A 21,661-nucleotide genomic window follows, 5' to 3' on the forward strand; every position below is an offset into this window, starting at 1 on the left:
CGGCCACAAATTTAGTGATCGCACCATGATCTGCACCTTGAGTATCCGGCGAGGTATTGTTGTCTTGGCTAAATAAATTGACTGTTTTTATCGCCGTATTTTCAACACTAGTGATGCTTTTATCATGCAAAGTTGGAATATCATCAACAATCGATATTGGCAAACTCGCTGACGCTGAAACATCGCCATCTCTATCAGTTGCGGTAATCGGAAGATCTAAAATATAACTATTTTCACCATTACCCGTCGGGTGGTCGATGGCTTTAAGCAGTTCAAATTGGTAACTATCGGCCGAGCCATTTAACGTGAGACGAAAAACCACGTCCGTCGTATTCTTAATCACCGCCTCATAAACAGTGACACCATTACTGCTTGAAATTTGGATGATCTCTATCTCTTGACCACCAGACGTTAAATTCTCGACAGGCGTGGTGAGATCAGACACTTGATAACTGACAATACCATCGGCCCCGTCAATCACATCAAAGTGCCCAGCAATAACGGTGCTGTCTGAACGATCAGAACCGATCGTGGCTAAGTCATCTTCATCCACGCTCTGTTCGCTACCGGTGCGAATGCCGACAATCGTTGGCTTGTCATCCACAATAGTGACAGGCAGTAGAATGTCAGAGGCGTCGCCATCATAGTCCGTCGCCACCACTTTGAAATTCACCAGTCGCTCATCGCTGCCTGCGGCGTGATCAATCGGACCTTGCAAAGTAAAACGGTAACTGCCATCCGCATTGAGCACTAAGCTAAACACCGCATTGCCACTGGGTGTGGTGCTGGCTTGGTAGTGGTAGTTACCATTGGCATCGATTGTCGCCGCGCCCAAGATCACCGCTTCGCCTTGCGAGGTTAAGCCCGCAAGCGGGTTACTGCTGGTATCCAACTGATAGCTCACCACCTTATCGGCGCTTTGAGTGGTAAACATTCCCTCAGCGAACAGCGGCTCTTTGCTACTGTCTGAGCCTGACGTTAAATCGTCTTCGTCAACGCTGAGCGCTTGCACGCCGGTGATGATTGGCTGATCATCATGGATGGTGACGGGCAGCAGAATGTTGGCGCTGTCGCCATCATAATCGGTTGTCACTACCTTGAAATTTACCAGCAGCTCATCGCTCCCCTGCGCATGGTCAATCGGACCTTGCAGGGTAAAACGATAGCTACCATCCGCATTGAGCACCAAACTAAACACCGCATTGCCGCTCGGTGCAGCGCTAGCTTGATAGTGGTAGTTGCCGTCGGCATCGATTGTCGCCGCGCCCAAACTCACCGCTTCACCTTGCGAAGTTAGGCCTGCAAGCGGGTTACTGCTAGTATCCAACTGATAGCTCACCACCTTATCCGCGCTTTGAGTGGTAAAGATTCCCTCTGCAAACAACGGCTCTTTGCTGCTGTCTGAGCCTGACGCTAAATCGTCTTCGTCAACGCTGAGCGCTTGCACACCCGCGATGATTGGCTGATCATCATGAATGGTGACAGGCAGCAGAATGTTGGCGCTGTCGCCATCATAGTCAGTTGCAACCACCTTGAAATTCACCAGTAGCTCATCGCTCCCCTGCGCATGGTCAATTGGCCCTTGTAGGGTAAAACGATAACTGCCATCTGCGTTAAGCACTAAGCTAAATACCGTCTGACCGCTTGGGGTAGTACTTGCTTGATAGAGGTAGTTACCGTTAGCGTCAACTGTCGCCGCGCCCAATACCACACTTTCACCTTGCGAGGTTAACCCAGCGATGGGGTTGATGCTGGTATCAAGCTGATAACTCACTACCGTATCGGCCCCTTGGGTGGTGGTGAAATAGCCTTCGGCGAACAACGGCTCTTTGCTACTGTCTGAGCCTGACGCTAAATCGTCTTCGTCAACGCTGAGCGCATCCACACCAATGATTTCAGGTTTATCGTCAATAATGTTGATTGGTAAACGCACACTTTCAGAGCTATCACCATCATAATCGGTTGCCAATACCGAAAGGTTGAGTAATAACTCATCACTATTGACTGGATGATCCAGCGCGCCTTGTAACGTAAACTGGTAACGACCGTCTGGGTTTAATATCAACTCAAAAATAGGCTGGCCATTGGCGCTCGCCTGATAGGTATAAACCCCGTTCAATGACGAGGAAGAGGCCAATTGCACCGCGACACCAGCCGAGGTTAACCCCGCCAACGAATTAGCACTTAAATCCAACTGATAACTTTCAATTTGATCAGAACCCAATTGAGTATCAAACTGTCCTGAAACGGTAATCGTCTGTGAAGCACTGGCATCCGAACCGATATTTGCCAAATTATCCTCATAAACGGACGTCGACGGTTCATCGGATATAACAGGGTTATTACCATCACCAATACTGATTGCGATAGAAATCGGCGAGCGAATAGGATTTCCACCCGCATCAGAACCGGTTACATCGAATTGAATCGCAATTTGATCATTAGCAAAAGAAACTAAGCCACCTCCCACGGAGGGAACATGGTCAATCGGTTGACTAATGGTCGTCACTATCTCTAAGTTGATGTCTTTACCGACAGACGTCGCCACTAAATCAATCCGTAGCACTTCACTGCCGTCAAGTTCACCGACAATATAGTTAGCCGTAGCATCATAACGAAAGCTTACTGATCGCCCAGCCGAAGTAATATCGCTATTCAGCTCTGACAATAGCGCAGCTAATGAAAGGGATTCAGGGACAAAAGAGGCGGCATCCAGTGGCAGATCTCCCGCCGCGATTAAAACATTTGCCGTCACTGATTGTGGATACGAATTTAGTGAGAGCGAACCTTCAGCTAATGCCGCTGATAATGATTCCCCCCCAGCGGTAAAACGCAACGGACTCAAATTCGTTTCAGTCAATGATTGCTGAGCATCACGCCCTGCAGTTTCGAAAAACGTACTCGCCAATACTTCTGCAAAATTGTAATCAATGGTGATGAACCCAGCATTTGCAGAGCCTTCACCACCGGCTCCGGCGGCGGTTGCTTCAAGTATTTGGGTCGGGTCTTGGCCATCTAAAATGGCTTGTTGGATGGCAGCAATATTATCTGCGTCAAAACTCACCTCGTCTAATAAGCTCAGATCAGCGTTGATCTCGCCTTCAATCGGAAATTGAACTAAGTCAACTGAGCTCTCAGAATCTGGTGACGCATTGCTAAAACAAGTAATACAATTCTGATCGACTACGGTCGCTTGGCCATTAAGCAGTATCGTCACCGACGAATGATTCACTGTGATTAAGATTTCATCTTTATTTAATTGATCACCCGCGCTTACTTTACGCGCATTACCTTTGGCATCTGCTGCGATAACATCACCAACCACTTCTTGTACTAACGCAGGTTGAACAACCACATGTAAATCCATAGAGCCCCCAGATACTTCTTTAGCAAATCGATTCAGAAAACGAGCAATAGACAACTGTTATTTTAGTCGCAATTGATTATGCAAATTTATATTTATGTAAATTACATCACTGAGCATAATTGTGCGTTAAAGCATCACTAGCGTCAAAACAGAGTCTGGCTAGCGAAACGCCACATAAGAAAACCTATCGGCTTGTATATTAAGAAAAATATGAAATTAGAGACGTTTAGCAAAGAGATTGGCAAGCAGATTACTGCACATCATCTCATTTTTGAGACGGTTACTTAGGTTACGTTTAGGGATTAATTACTTATAGTAATCAACATCAAAGCAATACTGATTTTTACTGGTAATAACCTATGAGCACTGTCTGTAATGCACAATAATAATGACAGTTCACCGAGCACATTTAGCATAGCAAAAGGAATACTGTCGACAAAGGTAAGCACATTCGCACCTATTTTGGGTATTTTCTTTTTTGTGTTCGCTTTGGCGATAATTAAAAACTTTTACGACACTAATCGGCTGGCAACCCGTTTCGGTGAACAAGCCATTACACAACTGGAACATCACATCAATCAAACGTCGGATGAACTGAACCAGTTAAGTAAAAACATTTCAAAGCACTGCCAAAGAGAAGACATCATTGCTCTGAGGAGCTATGTATTTCGCTCGAAAATGGTCAAAGAAGTGGGCATGTACAACGCTCACGGGACTATTTTTTGCACCAGCAATGAAGGCCATACCACCATTCATTTGTACAAACATATTCTTGACAGGCTTAAACAATCTCCAACGAATACGACCATTTCATTAACCAAATCTCGCAGTAAAGAGCAGACATTTTTTGTCTATGCTTCACAGCCAGATATGAGCGGCCTCAATGCACTGATGCCTCCAGAACAGTTTATGAACCTAGTCGCTCCTAAACTTGCCAAATGGCACTACGGCTATCAGGTCAATGTGTTAAGCCAAAGTATTCGCAGTGATCAGGAAGAGATCGACTCTGCTCATACTAGCTTTCTCTTTAAATCCGAGCATTACCCACTCTCAATTCAGATCTACTTAAATAACGGATCTTATGCTTACCATTTTCTCGATAACTTATGGCTTGTCTTGCTTACAGCAAGTATTATCTCTTTGATTTATCTTGCTTATCACAACTATTACCTCAGCCGAAACACCTTAGAAGTCTCTTTGAGAGAGGCAATATCAAACCATCAGTTGGAACTCTATTTACAACCGATCGTCGATATTACCGAGAATAGAATTGTTGGTAGCGAAGCACTACTGCGCTGGAATGAACCCTCTCAAGGCTATATTTCACCCACCATTTTTATCCCGTTGTCAGAGCGTATTGGCGTGATTCACCAAATCACCTACCGTGTGTTGAAATTGGTGACAGAATGTGTGGAGCAGCACAAACATGCGTTGCACGATCAATACATCAGCATCAACATCAGCCGGTTATTGATCATTGATAATTACTTTATGGATTACATGAAACGCTACGCGGCAAAACACCCAGCTATTGTTCCACGACTTCTGCTAGAGATCACCGAGGACAACCATTTCAACGTGGACGAGTTGAAGTTAGCCATGGAAAACTTACAGCGACTGAAACAACTAGGCTTTAAAATCGCCATTGACGATTTTGGCACTGGCTACTCGGGTTTAAATTTTATCCACCAACATGACTTCCACACTCTCAAAATTGATCAAGTTTTTATTAAAAGCTTGCATCAAAATTCAGCCATTACTTCGGTGTTAGTGTCGATGATTAAACTAGCAAAGCAATTGAACATGCGGCTGATTGCTGAGGGCGTTGAGAACCAAGATCAGGTGAGAGAATTAGAGCTGTTGGGTGTACGTTACATCCAAGGTTTTTATTATTCTGAACCTATGTCTGTGGATGCTTTCTTCCAATTTACCCTGTCCGCCAAGCAGATCGCACACCGCTAATCACGCGATCAATCGAACGACGGTTTAAATTAAGTTACGACTTAAATTGAGCTTGCAGCGCACGGCTGACGGGTAACTTATCATGACCAATCAAGACGTACATTTTACCCGTGAACTCTTTTTTCACTTTATCTATCTTGGCAACATTCACTGCCGTTGAACGGTGGATTTGCCAAAACTGATTCGGGTCAAGCTGCTGCAGCAACTCTTTCAATGAACTGCGCAGTAAGAACTCCTGCACTCCAGAATCACTCTTTACGTATATGGATAAATATTTGTCTTCAGCTTTGGCGTACAACATATCCGCCACCGAAATCAGGTGAATATCTTCACCTTTTTGAACTTTTAACCAGCTTAAAAACGACGGCGATGCCTGTTGGCTTATATGCTGTATCTGCTGTAAAAGGGTTTGCAAATCAGGTAATTGTCGCTCAGAAGAATGCTCGGCTAATCTTAGCTGCAACTTAGTACAGCACTGCACTAAACGCGCTTCAGAAAGCGGTTTCAATAAATAATCCGCCGCATTGGCTTCAAAAGCTTGAATGGCATACTCGTCATAGGCGGTGATAAATACAATCAGTGGTGGCTTTGCCAAACCAGCCAATTGCCTAGCGAGCGACATACCATCCATTTCTGGCATTCGAATATCAATAAAGGCCACCTCAGGCTGATGCTGCTCGATCATGGACAATGCCACGCGTCCATTTTCGGCTTGCGCGACAATATCGAGCTCTGGCCACACTTCTCCTAATGCACGGTTTAAATGATGCCGCAATAACGGTTCATCATCAGCAATAATAGCGGTCGCAGAGACAGTACTCATGTGGCACTTCCTTGTAGTTGGTCCAATAATAGCCGCTTTATTCTAATCGTTGCCGTCACGCCAGCATCATGATTTTGGGCGATAGTGAGATACGCATCATCAGCGAATAGGCCGCTTAAGCGTTGGCGAATATTATCCAACGCAATACCATGTCCTGCAGAAAGAGCACTCGGCTGCAATCCAATGCCACTGTCACAGACACTGACTTCAAACCACTCGTCATAAATTTCACTTTTGATGGTCACTTTCCCCCCCGCGGCTTTAGGCTCAATACCATGGCTAACAGCATTCTCAACCAAAGGTTGTAACAGCATCGGCGGCAAAGGAATGTCATCCGCTGCGCCAGGCATTGCAATCTCATAATCCAGCCGATCACCTAAACGAATTTTTTGAATACCCAAATACGCATCGACTAAATGTAACTCTTCACGTAGCGTTGTGGTGCGATTGCGGTTACTACGCAGCGACCCACGCAATAAGTCGGTTAGTTTTTCGAGCATCATTTGCGCTTTATAAGGCTCAGAGCCAATCAACACGCTGATATTGGCAAGCGTATTAAATAAGAAATGGGGTTCAATTTGACTTTGTAACTGCTGCAACTGGCTCAAAATCAAGGCTTTCTCTTGTTCAGATTGACGCCGTTTGGAGGCTTCCAGCGCTTTTTCAGCAATCAGCTTTTGTTCATGCGCGTAGAAGTAGAAAAAGCAAACGCCAGTAAAAACGAAACCGAGAAAAATCACCGGTTTCATTGCTGAAAAATGACTAAAGTGCGCGTATTTACTAAGCCATAAATAAGCGTGTAACGTACCGAAAATCATCGACCCCGTGAGCGAAAAAACGTTCACTAAGCGTGCGGACAACTGCGGTGCGAAGCGACTCAGTAAGTGAGCAATGGCCACTGCACTGTAACCGTAGCCAAAGCTTATTGCTAAGTGCAATGTGAGGTCACTGGGCCAAATAGCCTGAGTGGTAAAGGCGATCACCACACAAAACAGCGAAGTAAATAACAAGCTTTTGGCAAGATCTCGAATCTCAACTTTCTCGCACATTAGAATTTCCCTTTCATATTTAATAGAATCATATGCTTATCTGGTAAGTTTGCATATGTGGAGTCAGCAGGCCCAGTCATAAAACGTGCGGCCAGTTCGATTTCGATAGAGGCTGTACCCGAATCGCACACTGAGTAATTGAGCCATTGGGTAGCGATCACGCCGCCATCTTGCGGTGCAATCAGCACATCAAGTGTCGGCACTAAGCCTTGCAACCATTCAATACTCTGGCTCCACGGCCAATGACGCCAAACTTGGCTATCTAACGAAGCATGCAACATCACATTATGCTGCACGAGATTCACGTGGTTATAGCCTTGTGCGTAAGACCAACCTAACGCTTGATTATGCTGATAACGAACCGAATCCGCGTTGATCTGCGCTTGTTGCCACTGCTCTTTTCCCCAACTGCGACTGTCGAACCAATATTCTGCAATGACGCTTTGCCCATCACTTCCCGACCAGTTGAACCCTACCAGCGCCTGATAGCCTTGCGTTCGTGATTCAAGAGCCATGCGCGATTCAATCTCTTGTTGTTGAGAGTAAACTGCTTGAGCCAACGCGCTGGGCTGTTGGTACGCCAAATAGTGACGCTGATAGAGCGCTGACGCATGCACTTCCCATGCGTCAGTGAGCACAGTAACAAACGAGCTACCCAGCACGCCGCGTCGAACGTCATCATAATAAGCTATCGCCTGCCATTCGGCATTGCCTATCAACTGATAACGCCTTACGCCCGCCCCTTGTTGTTCGGTCATTTGTTGTAATTCGCTGCCTTGCTGCTCTGTCCAAGAGGAATCTGTATAAAAAAGCGTCCATTCACCTTGCTGATCATAATAAGAAGCAGAGAGCGTTCCGGCCCCCTCTTCTACCTGAATACCGACCGGATTGCGGCGATAAGGCTGAAAGAGATCAAGCGGACGATAACCGTAGCCCACTCCCCAATCCAAGCGCATTTTTCCTAGTGTCAGCTCAAACGGCACATCAGCCAGCACTAGGCTGCCTTGCCAAAACAGTTCTTGTAGAATGAACTCGCTGTCGGCGTGCTGCTGTGCATCGCTACTCCACAAGGCGTTTTGTTTGATAGCCACTAGACCCAACCAGCCATGCCACCTCATTTCTACATCCAATAACGCCTCAATCTGCTGCGTATCGCGCGCTTGATTACTAGGAAAAAAAAGGCTGTCGCGATGCGCCATGGTGGATGCGCTCATTACCCAATCCCAATCAAAACTGGGGGCTTCTGCCCGCGCAGCTAAGCTCAATACACTGGTTAAAAAAGCGAACGCAACACGCTTCATCTCATAACTCCGATAGACTGTTACGAGTCAGATAGGCGGGGTTGTAATATTTTTCATCTAGCTCCATGGGCTCGATGTGTTGATACTCAACCACCGTTTTTTTGGTCGGTTGAATTTGATCAAGCAGCGTCATACTGGTTACGCGCATTCGTCCCTCTTTTTCACCAGCGCGAAACCAAGCCTGCTTGGCCAGTTTCCCAGAACGTAAATACAAAGAAGCTTTGATTGGGAAATCGTTCTCTTTATCCAACCATAAGATAATTTGCTGGTAGTTCGCCCCTTCTGTGACAGCCAGTAATGACAACTTATGCGTCAGGTAAGGTTGACCATTGGGTGTTTCTATCTGTTCTTCACCCATCAATTGACTTTGGTAATCCTCGCTCCACGTCAGTGTTGAAATATCGCCCACCGAAGCCTCACCAAGCAGTTTTTGCATTGGCGTAATACGAATAGGGCGGCGGCTTTTTGGCATCAACAACCAGTAGTTTTCATCGAGCATCAGCATTTTTTGCCCCGCTTCAACGGAGGATTTGAACACCACTAACGAGTCGCGATTGGCTTTGGTATACACGTGATATTGACGCGTTTTATCGAGCTCACCACGTTCATAAAGCGACACCAAAGAGACGACTTTGGCCGCGCTGTAACCAAGGCGATATTGGTCGGCGTTTTTGGTCATTTGCCCAGCATCTAGCGCCGCCCAGCCAGCGGCCGTGTAGCCACCGCTAAGCGTGATCAGTAATAACATCATCCATTTATACATAAGCCAGTGCCTCCGTGATTGGCTTGTTGACTCCTTTGCGTGCCGACAACCAAGCTGCTGCAATACAAATGCTCAGTACGCCAAACGCACTCAGCAGAACCAATTCCCATGAAAAATAAATATGCAAAGGATACCCTTCCGTGCGTCCCGGTGGCGGTGGCATTTGCACATCGACTACCATCAATAACACGCTTGTTAGGGCATTGAACGCCGCACCCACCAGCGTGCCTAAAATGGCTAGCAGTACGGCTTCGCGTATGAAGCTGGCGACGATTTCATTCGGGTAAGTGCCAAGCGCCGACAGCGTTCCGATTTCACGTGTTCTCTCCGTGACCGACATGGTTAAGGTGTTAAATAGCGCGACGAAGACCACCAACCCCATCACCAAGCCCATGATGCCGAAGATGCGATCGTAAAGATCTTTTACTTTTTGATAAAAAAACGCGCGCTGCTGCCAAGGCGTCACTTGAATCGCTTGGCGAAGGCTTATTAATGACAGTTTGTTTTCAACCCAATGCCGCATGCTTTCTGTCTGTTCGGTGCTAAACAAAAACAGCGATAAGGTGCTCACTTTATTCGAAGCTAACAGCTCAGAGGCCGATTGAATGTGCAGATACAATTGGCGTTTATCCAATTCAGGCACACCCGTGGAATAGATGCCGTGCACTTTGAAATCAACCGCGTTGAGCGCGCCATCAGCGGTACTGGTCAGTAAAGTAACCCAGTCTCCAATCGACACGTTTAAGTTTTTGGCGAGATCCACCGCCAGCATCACTTCCGGCTCACTCGCATCAAATCGAGGGGAGTCAATATTGGACAAGGTTTTGCCTTGGCGAACGTCCAAAAATGGCCCTTTCATATCAAACTCTTTATGGTTAACGCCGGAACCGACAAAAATGGTCGATTTGCTACCGTTAGAGACCAACCCGCTAAACTCAATGCGTGGCTGAATGCCTCGTATCCGCTTATCGTCGATTAATCGCTCAACAATCAACGCACTGTCGGCAATCCCATTAGCCAGTGGCGACTCTTCATCTTGCTCAAAAAAGCCCGGTTGGGTGAGCGTTAAATGCCCGGTGTCGCGCGCAGTGGATTCGCGTAGTGCTTGGTAAGTGTAAAGGCCAAATCCTCCGGCGCTGGTCAATGCGAAAACAGCAATGGCAATGATCAATACCGAAAGCAGGCTGCGGCGGCGATTGCGCAATAAGTTCAGCGCCGCCATACGCCATTCCATAGAAATCAGCTTGCCCATTTCATCGCCTCCTGAATCACTTTGCCATCTACAAGCTGCAAGGTTCGGTCGCAGCGGTTGGCCATGCGCGCGTCGTGCGTAGCCACAATAAAAGTGGTACCCATTTCGTGTCCAAGGCTTTTCATGATGTCGATCACCACATTGGCGGTATGGCTGTCTAAACTGGCGGTCGGTTCGTCGGCAATCACCATTTCAGGGTTATGGATCAGCGCGCGCGCAATGGCTACGCGCTGTTGCTGACCGCCTGAAAGGTGATCCGGCCGGTGGTGAGCCAGCGTTTCTAACCCCACTTTGGCCAGCATAGTGCGCGTTAAAGTACGCTGATCACGCAGGCTGTAGCCGTTTAGCATCAATGGGTAAGCAATATTTTCCGCCGCTGTCATCACCGGAACTAAGTTGAATTTTTGGAAAACGAAGCCTAATTTTTTGCGGCGCAGCGCCGCCGCCTCTCTTGGATCGGTTGGGTAAGGGTAACCCGCCAGTTCAATGTCACCTTGGTAATCTTGATCAAGCAGACCCAAGATATTGAGCAAAGTGCTTTTTCCCGAACCTGACGGGCCGCACAGCGCTAGCATTTCACCTTGTTTGACTTCGCCATTCACCGCGCTCAACGCCAGCAGCGGCTGCATACCTAATTGATAGGTTTTACTGATCTGTTCAAATCGTAGCATTTTATTGCCCTCCCTCATTCGCTTTTCAATTCATGCGTTTTTTCAGTCAATCCGTTTTCAATCAACGCATTTGTAATTAAAGCCTTGGCTTGGATGATTTGCGGATGCTCCGCTGGCTGGTTGTCAACTTGCTTACCTTGCTTCTGATGGTTTTGCATCTGGGCAAGCCATTGCTCTGCTTGAGGAATGTCGTTGGCACGAAGGGCGGTTTGAATGGCGTATCGATAAACCCAAGCAGTGGCGGCAAAAGGTTGCGCAGTTAATTCGGGTTCAACAAGAAGGTCGAGATACAAATCATAACCACGCTCAAAATGGTTGAACATATCGGGCAGTGAGGTGTAAGTCGCGGCCGAAACCGCGCGCGTTAAATAGCTATCTGGCAGCCCCATGACGCGCTCTTGTTCAGCAAGCGGCTGCGGGTGATTGCTGAGTAAAGTCAGGCCTTTGTCTATGGTGGCCAAGCCCTCTTCGACGTATCTCATCTTATTCCAAGGTATGAATGCATCACGCCCTTGCAGGGTTTGTGCACTGCCTAGATAAGCTAAGCTGAGCGGTTTGGCCCCTTGCTGTTTAATCAACTGCTCTAGTTGGTGAAGCACAAGATCCACTTTGTCACTGTCGCCTTCGGCCGCTTGGTTGTACTGCATAATTAAAGCGTCGCTTGGATTAGCTTGAACAGCCGTGATGCTTAGCAGCAACCAGACACTGAGTAACAGGTTGCGAAGTGAGCGTGAATAAGAAAATGTCGTCATCATGATGGTCCCTTTCATTCGTTGGTGATGAAATTTGCTTGATGACGACAGATTACGCAGCAAATAGGCCAGATGCGCCACTTTGCGATAAAGGGGGATTATGCAGCGTTAATGGCAGGCTGGATGTCGTGAATGGGAAGTAGACAAAAAAACCAGCCACTGAGGGCTGGTTGGGAGTGAGATTAAAACCTAATCGTAATACTGAAATAATAGCAATACGAAAAGCGTATCGCGGGGCAAAAACATCTGTTTTCAAAAGCATCTGTTCTAAAAAGCACCTGTTCCAAAAAACATCCGCTCTATGGCACGCCATGCCCTTTGGCGGCGACCCAAACCCGATACCACTGCTCGCGGGTTAGTTCTAAATCAAGCGCAGCAATTGCCGCTTTGACGCGGCCAATTTTACCAGAGCCAATAATCGGCAGCGGCTTAGAAGGCAGACGCAATACCCAAGCGTAAATAACCTGATCAATACTGTCTGCGCCGATTTCTTGGGCGATCGCTTCTAGCTCACTGCGCACGCGTTTGGCTTGTTCAGTCTGGCCGTTAAAAATCTCGCCACCAGCTAAACAAGACCAAGCCATTGGGCGAATGCGCTGCGTTTGCAAATGATCCAAAGTGCCATCGTGTACCACATCGAAATTGAGCGGGTTCATCTCCACTTGGTTGGTCACTAACGGTTTACCTAGGCGAGATTGCAGCAGTTCAAACTGGCGCGGGCTGAAGTTCGACACACCAAAGTGCTTCACTTTGCCCACTTTGCGCAGTTCAGAAAACGCTTCGGCGACTTCATCGGCATCCATCAAGGCATCTGGGCGGTGGATCAGCAGCAGATCGATTTCGCTCACACCGAGTCGTTCCAGTGAATTATTGACCGACTGATAGATATGCGCAGAACTGGTATCGTAGTGGTTTATCTTACGCTGCGGCGTTTTTGCGCCACACAAATTGATGTCGCACTTAGTGACGATTTGGATCTGCTCGCGCAGCGCGGGCTCCAGCGCTAAGGCTTCACCAAACAGTTTCTCGCACTGGTAGTTACCGTAAATATCCGCATGGTCAACCGTGCTAATGCCCAATTCAATGTGCTGTTTTAAAAACGTTAAACGCTGTTGTGGCGTCATGCCCCAATCTGCCAAACGCCAGTAACCTTGTACTAGCTCTGAAAAATCTGGCCCTTGCGGCGCGATTGTTACTTTAGCAACCATTGGTTGTCTCCTTTGACTTAATTGCCGTCATCCTAAGCAGGTTTCGATGACGGCTCAATGAATCTACCGAATAAGTTAAGATTACGCGCCGAAGTTGTGAGATTCACTACACGTTGACAATTTATATCGCTGGAAAATTAATCGCTTCTACGCCCCCAAGCCATGCTTTGTGATCAACGCCAAATTCTTAAGGCTTAGGCACAAGAATGATGTCAACTTCTCTCTCTGCTTTTATTGTTAGCGATGAAGCACCTCGCCCTACAGCGACTGACGATAATGCAAAAACGAATCACCCTAACCCATGAAGGCCAAGGATAGAGCATGAAATTCTCCACCTTAACACTCGCACTTTGCGCTGCCGCGCCTGTTGTGTTTGCCGCGCCCAATCTGACCATTTCGACCACCACGACTAGCCGCGACTTTCCGCTGGATGCGAAAACGCCTTTAGTCATTCCCTTGACCAAAGAAAGCTACACAATAAAAGTGTCAGGGATTGAGGGCCAGTGCAGCGCGCCAGCTCAGCAGAGCATCAAATTCAACGCGCCCATTGCTCTCAATTGTGGGCAAGAAACCGAACTGCCGCTGACGATACGTTTCACTGGCGATTACGCCTTCGCTTATGATGACGAGCAGCAGACCTTAACCTTTGTCCGCCAAGCCAAAAAATCCACTACGAGCAAATTTAAACGGCCGATACCGAGTGTTTCGTGCGAGCAGTACCAAGGCGGCGAAGTTACCTTGCAACTGGGCAATACGTTCCCCGATGGCACACGACTAAAAGAGACATTTACCGGCCAAATCCTCAGCGTGAAAAATAGCCAAGTCACCTTAATGCCGTCACCAACCAGTGGTGGATTGGTGCTGCTTGCCCCCGCAACGGATGCCGCCAGCGAACCCTTTACCTACCGCAATGCCACGATTTACTTTGTGATGGTGGACAGATTCAACAATGGTGACCCAAGTAACGACAATAGCTATGGCCGTAAAAAAGATGGCAAAGAAGAAGTGGGCACTTTCCACGGTGGCGACCTAAAAGGTGTGATTGCCAAACTCGATTACATCAAAAGCTTAGGCACCGACGCGATTTGGCTTTCGCCGATTGTGGAACAGGTGCACGGTTTTGTCGGCGGTGGTGACAGTGGCTCGTTCCCTTTTTATGCCTATCACGGTTACTGGACGCGTGATTTTACCAAGATCGATCAAAATTTTGGTGATGAGGAGGATCTCAAAACGCTGGTCACGGAAGCGCATAAACGGGGCATAAAAATCTTGCTCGATGCGGTGCTCAACCATTCCGGCTACGCCACCTTGGCTGACCTGCAATTTGATCAGATTGAGGTGGTTAATCCCCAAAATTTACCGAAAAAATGGGTTGATTGGATGCCGAAAGCTGAAGAAAACTGGCACAGCTACAACCAATCCATTGATTATCAAAGCGCCAACTGGTCGCAGTGGTGGGGTAAAGATTGGGTTCGCGCTGGGTTGCCCGGCTACCAGACACCCGGATCTAGCGATATCACGATGACGCTGGCCGGCTTACCGGACTTTCGCACTGAATCAACGCAAGCGGTGATACCGCCGCAGTGGCTACTTAATAACCCCGGCACTCGCGTGGTAGCGCGCGAACAGTATAGCGTTGCCGATTACTTAATTGAGTGGCAAACCGATTGGGTTAAACGCTTTGGTATTGATGGTTACCGCGTCGACACCGTAAAACATGTGGAAGGCGAGGTATGGCGACGCTTAAAAAGCGAGGCATCACGCAGTTTAGATGCTTGGCGCGAGCAAAACGGGCAGCAAGGGCAACCCTTTTGGATGATGGGCGAAGTATGGGGCCATTCAGCTTACCGCAGCCCCTATTTTGATGATGGCTTTGATGCACTGATCAACTTTGATATGCAAAAAAAAGTCGATAAAGGCGCAGCCTGCTTAAGCCAAATGGCGATGGTGTACCGCGACTACGCGCAAACGCTAGCGAAATACCCAGATTTTACCCCCGTGAGCTACCTCTCTTCTCACGATACCGAGCTGTTTTTTAGCCGTTTTAACTCCTTTGAAATGCAGCGTAATGCCGCCAATGCATTGCTTCTCGCACCGGGTGCGGTGCAAATTTACTACGGTGATGAAGTCGCACGTCAAGTTGGCCCTTACGCCGATGATTTTCACCAAGGCACACGCTCTGACATGTTGTGGTCACTGGATGAAGAACGACAAACGCTGCTGAAGCATTGGCAAACACTAGGCCAATTTCGTCAATCACACCCTGCCATTGGCGCAGGTATTCATCATGAGATTGAACAGCAAAATGCCTATCTGTTCTCTAGAACGTTAAATAATGACCGTGTCGTTATTGCTTTTGTTGGCCGTTAAACCAACCACAGAGGTAGTTGCAAACACCATAGTGACTGCCTCTGTTTCTTCATCATTTTTGGTCAAATAATTTAAACTCACCCACCAAAACATCAATATTATGAACGTGTTGAAGCATAAAAATTAACTTTAGAACAAGCTAAACCAATTACCCTACCAAATAAGCACAACCCTACTGGTCATACCAAAACTGTCAACTTTTCATTTGATTTACAAATACTTACAAACTATCATGCGCCGCTAATTGAAATAAATACATCATTTATTTTTACATACAAAAAACACAAAATTAACATCTCGCATTGCAATGCCATTACCATAACAAGGCCTTAGGAGGTCGAGAATGATCATCAAACCCCGCACGCTACTCGCGCTATCAATATTGACAGCGTTTAATGTTCACTCTGCAGGCTTCCAAGTGGCAGAGCATTCAGCCTCAGGGCTAGGACGTGCTTTCTCAGGTGAAGGAGCGGTGGCCGATAACGCGAGTGTGATTGCTCACAACCCCGCAGCCATGACACGGTTTGATACGACACAGTTTTCTGGTGCACTGTCTATCGTTGACCCAGAGGTTGATGTATATGATGTGAAAAACCAACAGAAAATGAACGATGTTGCGCCACTGCAAGTCGTTCCCGCGGCTTACTACGTCAGTCCAATCAATGAAAAATGGGCTTGGGGGATGGGAATATTCACTACTTACGGCGTAGCTACAGACTACCCTAATGATATTTATGCAGGCGATCTTGCAGGCGATACTTCTCTTCTTTCTGTCAATTTAAACCCGAATATTGCCTACCGTGTTAACGAACAGCTTAGTCTCGCTGCGGGTATTAACCTCGTCTATGCCGAAGCAAAACTGACACGACATAAAGGTGCTTTAGCCGTATTTACTGGCGGCTCTGCCTCTGACAACCTAGTCGGAATGACTGGCGAAACCATGGCTTTGGGCTGGAACATAGGTAGCTTATATGAGTTCAACCAAAACCACCGTGTCGGTTTTGCTTACCGCTCTGCTGTTGATCTGGATTTTGATGATGGTGAGTTTTCAAGCTATAGCTCAGGTGTTGCAACAAACGCTGTTGTTGAAGGACGTTTAAAAATCACGCTACCTGCGATGTGGGAAGTTTCCGCATTTCACCAACTCACTGATAGCGTGGCGTTGCATTACGGGTACCAACGTACCGACTGGAGTTCATTCAAAGAGTTAAAGGCAACGTCATCACAATGTACCAACGGAGAGTGTTTTTATAAGTCTGAAAAGTATGAAGACAGTGGCCGTTGGTCATTGGGTTCAACTTATCAATTAAACTCGACTTGGACACTACGCGCCGGTTTTGCTTTTGATGAACAAGCTGGCGAAGCCACATTGAGTATTCCAGATAGCGACCGTTATTGGTATTCAGCGGGCGTGAGCTACGTGATCAGCGACTCGCTATCCATTGATGCGGGTTTTGCACTGGTGAAAAGTAAGAGCGGCACGTTTACCGAAACCAACAAACTCAATGAAACATTGACGTTTGAATCGCAAGGGACTGCTTACCTTAGCGCTATTCAACTTAACTACACATTCAACTAAACTCAGGGATAAGTCATGCTTAAAACAACATTCAAAATATCGCTGCTCTGCTCTGCGTTATGGTTAGTCGGTTGTGGTGATGAAACGAGCAGTTCGGGAGCAAGCACAACACCCACTTACGAATCCTACATTCAAGACGCGTTAACACGCGACACCAGCATAAAATTCACGCTCAGTGGCGCAAACGCAAACGTACCACTACCCTCTTTTGCACTCATGAATGCCAAAGACGGCACGTTAGAAATTCCAACCAAGGGTGATGACGCCTTAACCAATCCAGTCGCCGCCATGGGTACCATGGATGGTTGGTCAACATCAATGCCACTGTTTTTAGACTTTGAAGGCGTAGGATTGGCTGACGGTCTTATCTCTAACGGTATTTATTTAATTGAACTGACCGACAGTATGATTGGCAGCCCAACGGTTAAAAATGTGCTGACATTGAACACCAACTTTACTGCCATCGCCAGTGCCAGCAGCGATAAAATTGCAATCGTACCAAACAAAGCGCTCAACCCTGCCAGTGAATATATTTTAGCCGTGACAGATGAGATTACCGATGTGAATGGCAATATTGCAGGCACATCCAGCAGCTACGCCGCGTTGAAGTCCAAAGTGAAAATCTATACCGATGATAAACTAGGGGCACTACAAAAAGTGACCCAAGGCGTGGAAAGCATTTTCGCTTTGGCAGGGGTGGATCAAACCAAGATTATTTATTCAACTTGGTTTAGTACTCAATCTGTTGGTCAAACACTTTACAGTGTGAAAGGCGCCACCGCCGCAGGCCTTGCAACGACAGATATTGGCAACATTTGGAAGCAAGGTGCGAACCCAAACAACCTTAATTTGAGCGCCGCTTACACCATGAGCTTTGGTGCTACAACCGATTTTGTAACCGCACTTAATAACGATGCAAATTTTCAAACTTACATTGGCGCAGCAAAAACAACCGCTAAAGCGTTTATTGAAAATGAATACACAACCAGCAGTTATAACGTTAATGTCACGACTGGAACGGTTAAGCTCCCTTATTATTTAGAGAAAGGAAGCAACTGGAACTCACAGCCGTTTGAATCAGCAATGCCAAGTTTGGCCTTGATTAAAAATGCTTTGGCAGATGACAATGAAAAAGCCACCATCGCCAATCAGCTCATTGCTAACAATATCGACGTGACTCAACTAGCAACCAGCCCAAGTGAACAGCTTAAACTGGTGGGTTTGACCCTCACAAAGTCTGATGGCAGCCCACTCGATCCTCAGCGCATCATTACACGCTATAGCCCTGTACCTAAGGTGAAATCGTTAGAAGACGTTGATTTCTTACTGTTTACTCCTAACGCGGGAACAAACTGGCCGATCGTGATTTACCAACACGGTATAACTTCTGTTAAAGAAGATGCGTACTTCACAGCAGCACATTTAGCCAATGCTGGTATCGCCGTGATTGCCATTGATCAACCACTGCATGGTGCTCGCAGTTTAGATGCACAGCGCTCAGCTAATGCCGATATTCTAGCGTACCTCAATTTGAACAACTTGGCCGTCGCTCGTGACAACACGCGTCAGAGTATCTTAGATATCATGGGGCTGCGTGCGGCCATTACTTACTCACAAAGTGCAGGGTTGTTTGTTGGTTCCCAATTAGCAAACGCAGACAATACCGCGACGACACCACCAAAATTCCTTGGCCACTCATTGGGAGGAATCGTCGGCTTAAGCGCTGTCGCGAACGCGAACCGCACTATCGGTGATGCTAGTGGTGATGCGCTGTATAAATTCTCTGGAATGGCCATTGCAAACTCAGGTGGTCAAATCGGTAACTTGTTAATGGGTTCAGCAAACTATGGCCCACTCATTAAACATAATCTCGCCTTAAGTGCGAGCCCCAAATACAAAGCATTCGCCGACCAATACTGTCCAGGGTTAACAGAGAAAGTTTGCTACACCACGTTTGAAAACACAGCCTCTGCCTCAGACAAAGCGGCGCTGCAAAGTCAGTTGGATCAATTTACCTACGCGACTCAAACCTTGCTCGATACTATGGATCCATACACAAACGCAAGTTACCTAATCAGTGGTGGAACCGCGACAATCCCAACTTATGTATTGCAAGTGGCGGGAGACGAGAGTGTACCTAACAATGTCACAAATACACGTGCAGGCACCGAACCCCTAGCAACACTATTGGGATTAGCCAACGCAGTACCCTCTGATGTAATCACTAATACGTCTAAAGTCTTCGTAAAAATGGACAGTGGTACACACACAACCTTTCTCGCACCACAAGGTACGGCCGATGGTGTGCTTCGCGCTGGAGCGCTATCACAACTGGCTATTTTCTTGAACTAACCGAGTAAACAGCCTGTTTACGTATTCAAACAGCTTCCAAATAAGGAAGCTGTTTGAATTCTCCATCTGCCCTATCTCAACAACTATGGATCAAATCTTAGGTGCTGCTGAAGTGAAACAAAACACCGATCATTCATGTCAACATGACATGAATGATCGTTTCCCTGACAGCGTAAGTGGCGTCATTTCATAACACTTATTCTTCAGCCACAAGCAAAACACCAAATTCAAAATTCGGTGCGTAGTGGTAAATTTCGCCATTGACGGAATCAAAAGACCACACCTGACCACTCGCTAAATGGGGTGATTGGCTCCATAAATACGACAAGATATTGCCTGTCTCATACTTAAAGCCTTGGGCAAATGCTCTGCTATTCATCGCTGGGCCAAAACACGCCATTTCAGTCAATGACACTAACTCTTTAATATTCGGCAATCGCCATTCGGCTTGGCTGGCAAATTGGTGCAATGCATGTCGGCTTTGAGGATGGTTGATAGCCGCCACTTCTTGCAAAGCACTTTGCCAACGAAACCCGGTCGCTTCGCCATCACACTGCTCCGTAGCGGCATTCCATGTTTTACCAACTTGGCAACGCATCCACGTTAAACCAGTGAGCTTATCTTTGATCGTCCCCTGCTCGCTGTAGACATAGCGCGTGTTGGGTGCGCTTTTTGTCATATCAGGAGAACACTCTTGGGCGACGCCGACAGCAGAAAAGATCAAGCAAGAAGCCGCGATTAAATGAGATTTCATTGGTTGTTCTCCTTGGTTGCAACAACTCGAATCGGCAAGACATAAGACGGGTCATTGTCCGCCGCCGTACTGCTGGAGTAGAGTTCAATTGGGCTACGTTCCCCTTTGGTTGCACCAGACAGCGCCGTGTAAAGATATTGCATCGAACCATCGCTTTGAAATTGAGAGGTATTGAGATAAGCAATGCCAGAAGTCCACGTATGCCCATCAAAAAATTCGGTGTTCTGCGGCTGATGCGGGAAATAGTCTTTGTTGAAACCAACTGCATCGTCACCCAATTCACCTAAATCGAGCATCATGTATTGCTCGCTGCTGGTCGGTAAACGCCACGTTTGTAACCCACACAATTTATCTTGATTGATACGATTGACGTAATCTTGCGTAGTGCAAATAGCATCACCTGCCGCCTGACAGGAAGCAGCCGTCACATCTTTTGCAAAAGGGATAAACTTGTCGGCAATTTCTAATGCAAACAAGCGTTCTTTATCGTTCAAAGACGCGGCATCTTCTGACTTCACTTCCCAAATAAGTCCACTGTAAACATCTTTAACGCATGACCAATCGCTCGCTTCTGCCTCAAGTTCATTGCCAGCCGCATCTAATTTGATGAACGCAAAGCTCTTACCCGTCACGCCATTTTTGGCGGTAATATCTAGGCCATATTCAGCATCTTGACCGGGATAATCAGCATCAGCCTGCGCTTGTGCACCTTGATCGGAATAGAACTGAATAATGCCCGTGTCTTGCAGAGGTCGCTCTTCCGATACTTGCGCCATCAATGTATTAGCATATTCGGTCATCTTTTCGCCAGAAACGATCTCAGAGGCAATCAGTGGTGTATTTTTTGCCATGGTTTGCCCAAGCGTTGCCAGCAAATCAATTCGTTCACTTGCTTTCGCTTTTTGGAGCAACACGACAGCATTGGCATCCAATATTGCCAATGCTGTGTGGCTAAAGTTTTGTGAAATATCACCATTCACTTCAACGCCTAATTGCAAAAGCTGCTCGGCAAGCAAGCGATTCGCTTCTTTCTCCGTATTTCCATCCAGCATAATGCCGGCAAAAATAGAACTCACACCGTTGAGGATGTTGCCACTGCTTTTGCCCAGCGCCGGCGCAATCAGGATCGATGATTGGCTGGTTTGGCGACTTCTCATCATGACACTAATGCCAGTAGAAACGTCAGCCACAATAGGAAAACGGTAGATTTGAGTGCTGTCACTCGTGAGGGTGTAGCGCCCTTGGCTATCGGCTTGCGTGCTGATTTCGCCCACATCGCAGGCAAAGTTTTGGTTAGAATCAATGCAGACAGTGGCATCAAGTGCGACGTTTTGCGCTTGAATTTGCCCGCTAATTTTATGGCTGGGTAAAGATGTATTGGCTACATCTCCACTTTCACCGCCACCACAACCAGCCAGTAAAAGTGCCAGCGAAAGTGTTGAAAGTCTTAAGTGCATA

The 21,661-nt window shown here is 47.1% G+C and carries 15 protein-coding genes; 4 read left to right on the forward strand and 11 right to left on the reverse strand.

Annotated elements, in window-relative coordinates:
• Window positions 1-3,367, reverse strand: a 3,367-nt coding sequence (locus AACT18_RS15445) for a retention module-containing protein (protein WP_141138103.1), incomplete at its 3' end; no start/stop codon positions are given.
• Window positions 3,368-3,742: 375 nt separating this feature from the next.
• On the opposite strand from AACT18_RS15445, the gene AACT18_RS15450 reads away from it, so the two are divergent.
• The gene (locus AACT18_RS15450; protein ID WP_094125292.1) at window positions 3,743-5,329 is read left to right on the forward strand and encodes an EAL domain-containing protein; all 1,587 of its coding nucleotides are present in this window, start codon (window positions 3,743-3,745) and stop codon (window positions 5,327-5,329) included.
• A 34-nt stretch (window positions 5,330-5,363) separates the two neighbouring features.
• Here AACT18_RS15450 and AACT18_RS15455 read toward each other — a convergent pair whose 3' ends face one another.
• The 8 genes from AACT18_RS15455 to AACT18_RS15490 form a co-directional block, all read right to left on the reverse strand.
• Window positions 5,364-6,152, reverse strand: coding sequence for a LytR/AlgR family response regulator transcription factor (locus AACT18_RS15455; RefSeq protein WP_017048167.1), 789 nt, complete (start codon window positions 6,150-6,152; stop codon window positions 5,364-5,366).
• The gene (locus tag AACT18_RS15460; protein WP_094125293.1) at window positions 6,149-7,201 is read right to left on the reverse strand and encodes a sensor histidine kinase; all 1,053 of its coding nucleotides are present in this window, start codon (window positions 7,199-7,201) and stop codon (window positions 6,149-6,151) included. The genes AACT18_RS15455 and AACT18_RS15460 overlap by 4 nt, the downstream gene beginning before the upstream one ends.
• Window positions 7,201-8,502 (reverse strand): hypothetical protein, encoded by a 1,302-nt coding sequence (locus AACT18_RS15465; protein ID WP_094125294.1) that lies wholly within the window; start codon window positions 8,500-8,502, stop codon window positions 7,201-7,203. The genes AACT18_RS15460 and AACT18_RS15465 overlap by 1 nt, the downstream gene beginning before the upstream one ends.
• A gap of 1 nt (window position 8,503) precedes the next feature.
• Complete coding sequence (locus AACT18_RS15470; RefSeq protein ID WP_094125295.1) at window positions 8,504-9,265, reverse strand: outer membrane lipoprotein-sorting protein; 762 nt, start codon at window positions 9,263-9,265, stop codon at window positions 8,504-8,506.
• Window positions 9,258-10,517: an ABC transporter permease gene (locus AACT18_RS15475; RefSeq protein WP_094125296.1), complete on the reverse strand. Its 1,260-nt coding sequence runs from the start codon at window positions 10,515-10,517 to the stop codon at window positions 9,258-9,260. The genes AACT18_RS15470 and AACT18_RS15475 overlap by 8 nt, the downstream gene beginning before the upstream one ends.
• Window positions 10,505-11,188 carry an ABC transporter ATP-binding protein gene (locus AACT18_RS15480; RefSeq protein ID WP_020477135.1) on the reverse strand — a complete coding sequence of 228 codons (684 nt, stop codon included), beginning with the start codon at window positions 11,186-11,188 and terminating at the stop codon, window positions 10,505-10,507. Before AACT18_RS15480 ends, AACT18_RS15475 begins: the two co-directional genes overlap by 13 nt.
• 14 nt (window positions 11,189-11,202) lie before the next feature.
• The gene (locus tag AACT18_RS15485) at window positions 11,203-12,021 is read right to left on the reverse strand and encodes a hypothetical protein (RefSeq protein WP_094125297.1); all 819 of its coding nucleotides are present in this window, start codon (window positions 12,019-12,021) and stop codon (window positions 11,203-11,205) included.
• 218 nt (window positions 12,022-12,239) lie between these two features.
• Window positions 12,240-13,148, reverse strand: coding sequence for an aldo/keto reductase (locus AACT18_RS15490; protein WP_094125298.1), 909 nt, complete (start codon window positions 13,146-13,148; stop codon window positions 12,240-12,242).
• A gap of 321 nt (window positions 13,149-13,469) precedes the next feature.
• Here AACT18_RS15490 and AACT18_RS15495 point away from each other — a divergent pair, with 321 nt between their 5' ends.
• From AACT18_RS15495 to AACT18_RS15505, 3 genes are all read left to right on the forward strand, one after another.
• Window positions 13,470-15,518: an alpha-amylase gene (locus AACT18_RS15495; RefSeq protein WP_094125299.1), complete on the forward strand. Its 2,049-nt coding sequence runs from the start codon at window positions 13,470-13,472 to the stop codon at window positions 15,516-15,518.
• A gap of 343 nt (window positions 15,519-15,861) precedes the next feature.
• Window positions 15,862-17,097: an outer membrane protein transport protein gene (locus AACT18_RS15500; protein WP_094143026.1), complete on the forward strand. Its 1,236-nt coding sequence runs from the start codon at window positions 15,862-15,864 to the stop codon at window positions 17,095-17,097.
• Between the two features lie 15 nt (window positions 17,098-17,112).
• A complete protein-coding gene (locus AACT18_RS15505; protein WP_094125811.1) occupies window positions 17,113-19,449 on the forward strand; it encodes a VolA/Pla-1 family phospholipase in 2,337 nt (778 codons plus the stop codon).
• A gap of 196 nt (window positions 19,450-19,645) precedes the next feature.
• On the opposite strand, the gene AACT18_RS15510 is transcribed toward AACT18_RS15505, so the two are convergent.
• Window positions 19,646-20,203, reverse strand: a complete 558-nt coding sequence (locus AACT18_RS15510) for an Lcl C-terminal domain-containing protein (RefSeq protein WP_017042172.1) — start codon at window positions 20,201-20,203, stop codon at window positions 19,646-19,648.
• A complete protein-coding gene (locus AACT18_RS15515) occupies window positions 20,200-21,660 on the reverse strand; it encodes an Lcl domain-containing protein (protein WP_094125810.1) in 1,461 nt (486 codons plus the stop codon). The genes AACT18_RS15510 and AACT18_RS15515 overlap by 4 nt, the downstream gene beginning before the upstream one ends.
• Window position 21,661: the final 1 nt, after the last annotated feature.

The sequence above is a fragment of the Vibrio sp. V04_P4A5T148 genome (assembly GCF_963875605.1).
Classification (GTDB): Bacteria; Pseudomonadota; Gammaproteobacteria; order Enterobacterales; family Vibrionaceae; genus Vibrio; species Vibrio anguillarum.

Excerpts from the sequence above, each read along its gene's own strand:
- AACT18_RS15480 (WP_020477135.1), bottom strand. The coding sequence starts at position 11,188 with ATGCTACGATTTGAACAGATCAGTAAAACCTATCAATTAGGTATGCAG.
- AACT18_RS15495 (WP_094125299.1), top strand. The coding sequence starts at position 13,470 with ATGAAATTCTCCACCTTAACACTCGCACTTTGCGCTGCCGCGCCTGTT.
- AACT18_RS15475 (WP_094125296.1), bottom strand. The coding sequence starts at position 10,517 with ATGGGCAAGCTGATTTCTATGGAATGGCGTATGGCGGCGCTGAACTTA.
- AACT18_RS15510 (WP_017042172.1), bottom strand. The coding sequence starts at position 20,203 with ATGAAATCTCATTTAATCGCGGCTTCTTGCTTGATCTTTTCTGCTGTC.
- AACT18_RS15465 (WP_094125294.1), bottom strand. The coding sequence starts at position 8,502 with ATGAAGCGTGTTGCGTTCGCTTTTTTAACCAGTGTATTGAGCTTAGCT.
- AACT18_RS15505 (WP_094125811.1), top strand. The coding sequence starts at position 17,113 with ATGCTTAAAACAACATTCAAAATATCGCTGCTCTGCTCTGCGTTATGG.
- AACT18_RS15460 (WP_094125293.1), bottom strand. The coding sequence starts at position 7,201 with ATGTGCGAGAAAGTTGAGATTCGAGATCTTGCCAAAAGCTTGTTATTT.
- AACT18_RS15450 (WP_094125292.1), top strand. The coding sequence starts at position 3,743 with ATGCACAATAATAATGACAGTTCACCGAGCACATTTAGCATAGCAAAA.
- AACT18_RS15500 (WP_094143026.1), top strand. The coding sequence starts at position 15,862 with ATGATCATCAAACCCCGCACGCTACTCGCGCTATCAATATTGACAGCG.
- AACT18_RS15455 (WP_017048167.1), bottom strand. The coding sequence starts at position 6,152 with ATGAGTACTGTCTCTGCGACCGCTATTATTGCTGATGATGAACCGTTA.
- AACT18_RS15470 (WP_094125295.1), bottom strand. The coding sequence starts at position 9,265 with ATGTATAAATGGATGATGTTATTACTGATCACGCTTAGCGGTGGCTAC.
- AACT18_RS15490 (WP_094125298.1), bottom strand. The coding sequence starts at position 13,148 with ATGGTTGCTAAAGTAACAATCGCGCCGCAAGGGCCAGATTTTTCAGAG.
- AACT18_RS15515 (WP_094125810.1), bottom strand. The coding sequence starts at position 21,660 with ATGCACTTAAGACTTTCAACACTTTCGCTGGCACTTTTACTGGCTGGT.